We start from the raw sequence: 8,316 nt of genomic DNA, 5'->3' as shown, positions 1-8,316 counted from the left end.
GCGCCCTCGCCCATGGGCGAGGGCGCTGCCTACCGTCCGCAGAAGGGATCAGCTCGCCGCGTAGTTGCGCAGGAACAGCGCCTCCGCGACCGACAGCCGCTCCAGCTCCTCGGGGGACACGCTCTCGTTCACCGCGTGGATCTGCGCCTCCGGCTCGCTCAGGCCGATCAGCAGGATCTCCGCCTGCGGGTAGAGGCCGGCGAGGGTGTTGCACAGCGGGATGGAGCCGCCCTGGCCGGCGTACTGCATGGTCTCGCCCGGGTAGGCGACCGCCATCGCGTCGGCCATCGCCTGGTAGCCCGGGCTCGTGGTGTCGGCGCGGAACGCCTGGCCCTGGCCGATCTGCTCGGTGCTCACCCGGGCGCCCCACGGGGTGTGGGCCTCGACGTGGGCCTGCAGCAGCTTGGTGGCCTCGGCCGCGTCCACGCCCGGCGGCACGCGCAGGCTGACCAGGGCCCGGGCGCTCGACTGCACCGACGGGGTGGCGCCGACGACCGGCGGGCAGTCGATGCCGAGGACGGTGACGGCGGGACGGGCCCAGATGCGGTCGGCGACCGAGCCGTCACCCAGGAGACCGACCTCGTCCAGCACCTTCGCGTCCGTGCGGAACTGCTCCTCGGCGTACTCCAGGCCCTCCCACCGCGCGGTGGCGTCGAGGCCGTCGACCGTGGTCGAGCCGTCCTCGGCGCGCAGCGAGTCCAGGACGCGGATCAGGGCGGCCAGGGCGTCCGGGGCGGCGCCGCCGAACTGGCCCGAGTGCAGGTTGCCGGCGAGGGTGTCGATCTGGACCCGCACCAGCGTCATGCCGCGCAGGGTGGTGGTCACCGTCGGCAGGCCCACCCGGAAGTTGCCCGCGTCGCCGATGACGATGGCGTCAGCCTTCAGCAGCTCGGGGTGCTGCTCGGCGTACCGCTCCAGGCCGCCCGTGCCCTGCTCCTCGGAGCCCTCGACGATCACCTTTACGTGCACGGGGACGCCGCCGTTCGCCTTCAGCGCGCGCAGCGCGAGCAGGTGCATGATCGCACCGCCCTTGCAGTCGGCGGTCCCGCGGCCGTACCAGCGGCCGTCCCGCTCGGTCAGCTCGAAGGGCGGGCTGGTCCAGCCCGCCTCGTCCAGCGGGGGCTGCACATCGTAGTGCGCGTAGAGCAGAACCGTTTTGGCACCCTCGGGGCCCGGCAGGTAGCCGTACACCGACTGCGTGCCGTCCGGGGTGTCGAGCGGGGCCACGTCCACGAAGCCGTCGGCGCGCAGTGCGTCGGCGATCCAGTTCGCGGCGCCTTCGCTCTCGCTCTTCGGGAACTGCGCGAAGTCCGCCACCGACTTGAAGGCGACCAGCTCGGTCAGCTCCGCCTTGGCCCGGGGCAGCAGCGAGGCTACGGTCTCGGCGACCGGATTCGACGACATGGGCACGCTCCTCGTAGGTGCGACGTTGTACAGCTGAGTAGACCGATCCTCCCACAGTGGCCTGCGACGATCGTCGCCGTAGGATGCGGGGGATAAGGTGCGGCAGCGGCTTGATCGGAGCAGTAGACCATCGTGAGCGGCGAGAACTCTTCGGCGGACGACGTGCAGCGGGTGTGGGACGTCGTCGTGGTGGGTGCGGGACCCGCGGGGGCCTCGGCCGCCTATGCGGCGGCGGTCGCGGGGCGGCGCGTGCTGTTGCTGGAGAAAGCCGAGCTGCCCCGCTACAAGACGTGCGGAGGCGGCATCATCGGCCCCTCGCGAGACGCGCTGCCGCCCGGCTTCGAACTGCCCTTCCGGGACCGCGTGCACGCGATCACGTTCTCGAACAACGGGCGCTTCACCCGTACCCGCCGCTCCAAGCAGATGCTGTTCGGGCTGATCAACCGCCCCGAGTTCGACCAGCTGCTGGTCGAGCACGCCCAGAAGGCGGGCGCCGAACTGCGTACGGGCGTCACGGTGCAGCGCGTCGAGCAGCACGGCTCCGCGGTGCCGGACCGGCGTACGGTCGCCGTGGTGCTCCAGGGCGGGGAGACGGTCCTGGCCCGCGCGGTGGTCGGCGCCGACGGCAGCGCCAGCCGCATAGGGGCGCACGTCGGAGTGAAGCTGGACCAGGTCGACCTCGGCCTCGAGGCGGAGATCCCGGTCCCGGAGACGGTCGCCGAGGACTGGAAGGGGCGGGTGCTCATCGACTGGGGCCCCATGCCGGGCAGTTACGGCTGGGTCTTCCCGAAGGGCGACACGCTGACGGTCGGCGTGATCTCGGCGCGCGGCGAAGGCGCCGCCACCAAGCGGTACTTGGAGGACTTCATCGCCCGGCTCGGGCTGGCCGGCTTCGAGCCGAGCATCTCCTCCGGGCACCTGACGCGCTGCCGGGCCGACGACTCGCCGCTCTCCCGCGGCCGGGTGCTGGTCTGCGGTGACGCGGCGGGGCTGCTGGAGCCGTGGACGCGCGAGGGCATCTCCTTCGCGCTGCGCTCGGGCCGGCTTGCGGGGGAGTGGGCGGTCCGGATCGCCGAGGCGCACGACGCCGTCGACACCCGTCGCCAGGCCCTGAACTACGCGTTCGCGATCAAGGCGCGGCTGGGCGTGGAGATGAGCGTCGGCAAGCGCATGCTCGCCGCGTTCGAACGCCGTCCCGGCATCCTCCACGCGGTCCTCACCGGCTTCCGCCCCGCCTGGAGGGCGTTCAAGGACATCACGCAGGGGGCGACCTCCCTGGGCGAGCTGGTCCGCTCCCACCCGATGGCCCAGCGCGCCCTGACCGCGCTGGACCGGGGGCCGGTTGTGCAGGCCGCTCCGGCCGCTCCGGCCGAGGACCCCGTCACTTCGTGACGGTGATCCGGAACACCGGGTGGTCGGCGGCGGCCGCGGCGATCTCCTCGTCGGACGACTTGGCCGTCACCCCCTGGAAGTACTGGTTGACCTCCCAGCCCCACTTCTCCAGGTAGGTCCGCAGGATCGGGAGCTTCTCCGCGTCGGGAAGCTCCACCGCGGTGAACGCGCGCACCTTCCGGCCCACCCGCAGCTCGCCGCCGCCGGCGGCGCGCATGTTGCGCACCCACTGCGAGTGGCCGCGCGCCGAGACGAGGTACTGCTCGCCCTCGTGGGTGTGCGGGTTGACCGGGATGCGCTGCATCGCCCCGCTCTTGCGGCCCCGCACGGACATCTCGGCGGTGCCCGCGATGCTGAGACCGTGCCGGGCGAGCCAGCCGATGATCCCGTTCAGCCGGACGTTCAGCGGGCTGCCCTTGAGGTAGTAGGGCGAAGACGACGACATGGAGACCCCCACAGTTTGGGAGAGCGGTGCTCTCGCTTGACTCCAGTGTGGGGGAGACAGGTGCTCCAGAGCAAGAGCGGTGCTCTCTTTTTGGTGCACCGCTTCTCTTTGTGTGCACTGCTCTGCCCTCGTGGCACACTGCTGGTATGAGCACCGCACAGGGCGCCCGCGCGCGGGCCAGGATCGAAGTGACCGCCGCCATCAAGGACGAGGCGCGCAGACAACTCGCGGCGGAGGGCGCGGCGAAGCTCTCGCTGCGGGCCGTCGCCCGCGAGCTGGGCATGGTCTCCTCGGCGCTCTACCGCTACTTCCCCAGCCGCGACGAGTTGCTGACCGCGCTGATCATCGACGCCTACGACTCCCTCGGTGAGGCGGCGGAGACGGCCCACTCGACGGCCGCGGTCGCGGACCATGTGCGGCGCTGGACGGCCGTGTGCGAGGCGGTGCGCACCTGGGCCCTCGCCCATCCGCACGAGTACGCCCTGATCTACGGGTCTCCGGTGCCCGGCTACTCCGCCCCCGAGGCCACCGTCCCGGCCGCCGCGCGCGTGGGCCTGCTCCTCATCGGCATCGTCCGCGACGCCCTCCAGGGCCCCGGCCTCGCCGACCTGCCCCTCCCCGCCGAACTGCGTCCCGAGGCCGAGCGCATGGCGGCGGATCTTGCACCCGACCTGCCTCCCGAGGCGGCCGTGGCGCTGGTGGCGGCCTGGTCCCAGCTGTTCGGGCTGGTCGGCTTCGAGCTGTTCGGCCAGTTCCACCGGGTGGTGGAGGACCGGGAGACGTTCTTCCGGCACGCGGCCGCCCGGCTCGCCCAGGGCGTGGGACTGGGCGTGGGGCTGGGCCGCCCCTGACGCCCGGAGGCCGGGACCGGCTCCCGGCCTCACCTATGCCTCGGGAATCAGGACGACCTTCCCGGTCACCGTGCCGGACTCGGCCAGCCGCATCGCCTCGGCGACCTCGGTGAGCGGAAGCCGGGCGGCGATCGGTGCGGTGACCTCGCCGCGCTGCAGGGCGTGGAACACCTGGGTGAGGTCGGCACGCAGCCGGGTCCGGAAGCCGTCCTTGTTCAGGGCGCGGCCTGCCCAGACGTTGAAGAAGTACGCGTGGCGGCCGTTGGGCAGCGCGTTCCACCACCACACCCGGCCGAGGATCTTCAGGACGGGCCACTGCTTGGAGCCCGAGTCGTCCCGGGTGGTGGCACTCCCGTAGGAGACGAGGGTTCCGCCGGGGGCGAGCAGCCGCCAGGAGTCGGTGACGCTGCGCCCGCCGAGGTGGTCGAAGGCGGCGTCGACCCCGCCGGGGGCGAGTTCCCGGACCCGGGCCGGGACGTTCTCGGTGCGGTAGTCGACGGGGGTGACACCCAGGTCGCGCAGGGCCTCGTGGTGGCGCGCGGACGCCGTGCCGATCACCTTCAGGCCGGCCGCGCGCGCGAGCTGCACCAGGACCGTGCCGACACCGCCGCCCGCGCCGTGGACCAGGACCGTCCCGCCGCTGCGCACCCGGGCCTTGCGGTACAGCATCTGCCACGCGGTGATCCCGTTGACCACCAGCGTCTCCGCCTCCGCCGCGCCGATCCCGGACGGCACCTCCACCGCATCGGCCGCGTCGAGCAGCACATGACTGGCCCAGCCGCCGACCTTGACCAGAGCCGCCACCCGCTTGCCGACGAGGCCCGGTGCGACGCCGGTGCCGGCCGTGAGAACCGTGCCGACCAGGTCGTAGCCGGGCACGAACGGGAAGGGCGGCTGGTCGTAGTAGCGGCCCCGGCGCATCTGCTGCTCCGCGAAGGACACCCCGGTGGCCTCCATCCGCACCAGGATCTGGCCGGCACCCGGCAGCGGGATGTCCCGGTGCCGGAGCTGCAGCCCCTCCGGCTCGACCGTGCCCGGCAGCACGACCTCGACGAGTTCCTTGCTTTCCATGACGACCTCCAGGTCGGAGAGGGACTGCCGGCACACCGGGTGGCTAGAGCAGTTCGCTTGAGTTAGAAGCTATAACTAAAATGAAGCTCACTAGCTCCGGTGTCAAGTGCTCGTGGACAGGTCTCGTTACGCCCTCTATCGACAGTGATACGTTGAAACCACGACGACGAGGAGCGTGAGGGTGATGGCGGCAGGCGCGGCGAGTCCCCGGGAGCGGTACCGCAGTCAGGTGCGGGCGGAGATCAAGGCGAAGGCCTGGGAGCAGATCGCCACCGCGGGCGCGTCGGGGCTGTCCCTCAACGCCATCGCCAAGGAGCTGGGCATGAGCGGCCCGGCGCTCTACAGGTACTTCGGCGGCCGGGACGACCTGATCACCGAACTGGTCCGGGACGCCTACCGCAGCCTGGCGGACACCTTCCGCGCCGCGGCCGACGCGGGCTCCGGCCTGCCCGGCCTGGCCCGGGCGCTGCGCCGCTGGGCGCTGGAGGATCCCCAGCGCTACTTCCTCGTCTACGGCACGCCCGTCCCCGGCTACCGGGCGCCGGACGACATCACCGCCATCGCCCAGGAGATCATGGCCGCCCTGCTCGACGTCTGCGCGGCCGAGGAGCCCCGGGCCGCATCGCCCGACGCGTTCGAGACCCACCTCGCGGACCACCGCGGATGGGCGGGCGACCATCCCGCCCCACCGCCCGTGCTGCGCCGCGCCCTGGCGTTCTGGACCCGCCTACACGGAGCCCTCTCCCTGGAACTCGCCGGCCACTTCACGGGCATGGGCTTCGACGCGGAGCTGCTCTTCACCACCGAGGTGGAGGGACTGGCAGGCGGGCGCTGAGCGTCGGGGCGGTCGTACTCCCCGGGGAGTATCCGCGGTCACCTCGCCCGGCTGACGTCCCCGCAGCCTGGCGGCGTCTAGCGTGACGGGCATGGAAGAGCAGCGCGGACCCGGTCCCTCGCACTGGTGGCGGGACGGGCCCCCGTGGTGGCACCGCCCCGGCGACCGGGAGCCGCGACCCGCGCGATGGCCCTGGCGCTCCACCGTGCTGATCACCGCGTTCGTCCTCGGCGGCTCGAACTTCGCCGCGCACGCGCAGCCCCACCGGGAGCAGCTCGACGGGTACGCGCGCCTCCTGCTGCTCGTGGCCTCGCTTCTGCTGCTGTGGCGGCAGCGCCACCCGGTGGCCGTCGTCTTCGGTACGGCGACCGCGGCCCTGGTCTACCTCGGCGCCGGCTACCCCTACGGCCCGGTCTTCCTGGCCGTCGCGGTCAGCTGCTTCAGCGCCGTCGTCGCCGGGCACCGGCGTGCCGCCTGGGCGGCCCTCGGCCTGTTGTGGGCGGGGCACGCCCTGGTCGCGCTGTGGCTCTACCGCCGGCTTCCGCCCCAGGGCGACAAGGCGGCGGGCGTGGGGCAGGAGATCGTCGTCGCCACCTGGGTGCTGGCCGTCGTCGCACTCTCCGAACTGGTCCGGGTGCGGCGCGAGCAGTGGGCGCGGGAGCGCGCGGACCGGGCCCAGGCCGCCCAGCGGCGCGCGGACGAGGAGCGGCTGCGGATGGCCCGCGAGCTGCACGACGTGCTCGCGCACAGCATCTCCGTCATCAACGTCCAGGCGGGCGTGGGACTTGCCCTGCTGGACAGCGATCCCGAGCAGGCGCGCGCGGCGCTCACCACCATCAAGGCCGCCAGCAAGGAGGCTCTGGGGGAGGTGCGCCAGGTCCTCGACACCCTGCGCGCACCGGGCGCCGCGCCGCGCGCCCCCGCACCCGGACTGGCCCGGCTGCCGGAACTGGTCGACCAGGCGGCGACCGCGGGCCTGACCGTCGACGTCCGGGGCGAGCCGCCGCACCTGTCGCCCGGCGCGGACCTCGCGGCCTTCCGCATTGTGCAGGAGGCCCTGACCAACGTCGTACGGCACTCCGGATCGCGGTACGCGCGCGTGTTGTTCGAGCACGAGGGTGGCGAACTCCGGCTGCGGATCGACGACGACGGGCCCGCGACCGGAGCCGACGCGGGCGGCAGCGGGAACGGGCTGGCCGGCATGCGGGAGCGGGCGGCCGCGCTGGGTGGCACCATCGAGGCGGGCCCGCGCCCCGACGGCGGCTTCCGGGTCCTCGCCGTACTGCCCTTGCACACCAGGGAGGACCAGTGATCCGGGTACTGCTCGCCGACGACCAGTCGCTCGTGCGGGCCGGTTTCAAGGCGCTGCTCGACGCGCAGCCGGACATCGAGGTGGCCGGAGAGGCCGCCGACGGCGAGGAGGCCTTGCGCGAAGTGCGCGAACTGCGGCCCGACGTCGTCCTGATGGACATCCGCATGCCCCGGCTGGACGGCCTGGCCGCGACCCGCCGCATCACCGGGGACGACGGGTTGCAGGACGTGAAGGTGGTCATGCTCACCACCTTCGAACTCGACGAGTACGTCTTCGAGGCGATCCGTTCGGGCGCCTCCGGGTTTCTGGTGAAGGACACCGAGCCGGAAGAACTCCTGCGCGCCGTAAGAGCAGTGGTCGAGGGCGACGCGCTGCTCTCGCCGGGTGTCACCCGCCGTCTCATCGCCGAGTTCGCGGCCCGCTCCAAGGAGCCCGCGGCCGCCGACGCCCTCGCTCGGCTCACCGAGCGGGAACGGGAGGTGATGGCCCTGGTCGGCATCGGCCTGTCCAACGAGGAGATCGCCCGACGCCTGGTGGTCAGCCCGCTCACCGCCAAGACCCATGTGAGCCGCACCATGGTGAAGCTGGGCGCCCGGGACCGCGCCCAGCTCGTCGTCCTCGCCTACGAGTCCGGATTGGTACGGCCGGGCTGGCTCGGCTGAGTCTCCCGCCGGAAGCGGACCAGCACACTGACCACCCGGGCCGCGAAGAGCACCGGCGCGAGGACCGTCCCGATCCGCAGCAGCGCCGCGGACAGCAGATGCGGCAGATCGAAGAGCAGTGCGGGCCCGGCGACGACCCCGAACACCACAGCAGCCGCGAAGGCCGCGCTGACCAGCGCGTACCCGATCTCCACCGTGGCCGCGTCCTGCTCGGCCCTGCTGCGCCGTCCCCCGTATGCGTACATACCGTCAGTCTCACAGACGTGCGCCCGGCGGGACAACCAACCCCCCCCCCCCCCCCCCCCCGCCGGCGGGGCCCCACGCCTGTGCGGGCCCCCACGCCC

9 protein-coding genes are annotated in these 8,316 nt (G+C 72.8%); 5 read left to right on the top strand and 4 right to left on the bottom strand.

The window, feature by feature from the left end:
* Positions 1 to 48 precede the first annotated feature (48 nt).
* Positions 49 to 1,404 (bottom strand): dipeptidase, encoded by a 1,356-nt coding sequence (locus tag ABZ471_RS46425; protein WP_359075199.1) that lies wholly within the window; start codon positions 1,402 to 1,404, stop codon positions 49 to 51.
* A gap of 132 nt (positions 1,405 to 1,536) precedes the next feature.
* Between ABZ471_RS46425 and ABZ471_RS46420 the strand changes: the two genes are divergently transcribed.
* The gene (locus ABZ471_RS46420; protein WP_359075198.1) at positions 1,537 to 2,796 is read left to right on the top strand and encodes a geranylgeranyl reductase family protein; all 1,260 of its coding nucleotides are present in this window, start codon (positions 1,537 to 1,539) and stop codon (positions 2,794 to 2,796) included.
* On the opposite strand, the gene ABZ471_RS46415 is transcribed toward ABZ471_RS46420, so the two are convergent.
* A complete protein-coding gene (locus tag ABZ471_RS46415) occupies positions 2,786 to 3,241 on the bottom strand; it encodes a nitroreductase family deazaflavin-dependent oxidoreductase (protein WP_359075197.1) in 456 nt (151 codons plus the stop codon). The genes ABZ471_RS46420 and ABZ471_RS46415 overlap by 11 nt on opposite strands.
* 146 nt (positions 3,242 to 3,387) lie before the next feature.
* On the opposite strand from ABZ471_RS46415, the gene ABZ471_RS46410 reads away from it, so the two are divergent.
* Entirely contained in the window at positions 3,388 to 4,092 is a 705-nt protein-coding gene (locus tag ABZ471_RS46410; RefSeq protein ID WP_359075196.1) for a TetR/AcrR family transcriptional regulator, read from the top strand.
* A gap of 33 nt (positions 4,093 to 4,125) precedes the next feature.
* Here ABZ471_RS46410 and ABZ471_RS46405 read toward each other — a convergent pair whose 3' ends face one another.
* Complete coding sequence (locus ABZ471_RS46405) at positions 4,126 to 5,163, bottom strand: medium chain dehydrogenase/reductase family protein (RefSeq protein ID WP_359075195.1); 1,038 nt, start codon at positions 5,161 to 5,163, stop codon at positions 4,126 to 4,128.
* A 184-nt stretch (positions 5,164 to 5,347) separates the two neighbouring features.
* On the opposite strand from ABZ471_RS46405, the gene ABZ471_RS46400 reads away from it, so the two are divergent.
* The 3 genes from ABZ471_RS46400 (at position 5,348) to ABZ471_RS46390 (ending at position 7,972) form a co-directional block, all read left to right on the top strand.
* Positions 5,348 to 5,998 (top strand): TetR/AcrR family transcriptional regulator, encoded by a 651-nt coding sequence (locus tag ABZ471_RS46400; protein WP_359075194.1) that lies wholly within the window; start codon positions 5,348 to 5,350, stop codon positions 5,996 to 5,998.
* A 91-nt stretch (positions 5,999 to 6,089) separates the two neighbouring features.
* Entirely contained in the window at positions 6,090 to 7,310 is a 1,221-nt protein-coding gene (locus tag ABZ471_RS46395) for a sensor histidine kinase (protein WP_359075193.1), read from the top strand.
* A complete protein-coding gene (locus ABZ471_RS46390) occupies positions 7,307 to 7,972 on the top strand; it encodes a response regulator transcription factor (protein WP_359075192.1) in 666 nt (221 codons plus the stop codon). Before ABZ471_RS46395 ends, ABZ471_RS46390 begins: the two co-directional genes overlap by 4 nt.
* On the opposite strand, the gene ABZ471_RS46385 is transcribed toward ABZ471_RS46390, so the two are convergent.
* Positions 7,933 to 8,217: a DUF6332 family protein gene (locus ABZ471_RS46385; protein ID WP_359075191.1), complete on the bottom strand. Its 285-nt coding sequence runs from the start codon at positions 8,215 to 8,217 to the stop codon at positions 7,933 to 7,935. The two genes, ABZ471_RS46390 and ABZ471_RS46385, sit on opposite strands and share 40 nt — an antisense overlap.
* Between the last annotated feature and the right edge of the window lie 99 nt (positions 8,218 to 8,316).

The organism is Streptomyces sp. NPDC005728 (genome assembly GCF_040630895.1).
Classification (GTDB): Bacteria; Actinomycetota; Actinomycetes; order Streptomycetales; family Streptomycetaceae; genus Streptomyces.
This window is presented reverse-complemented; position numbering and strand designations above follow the sequence as displayed.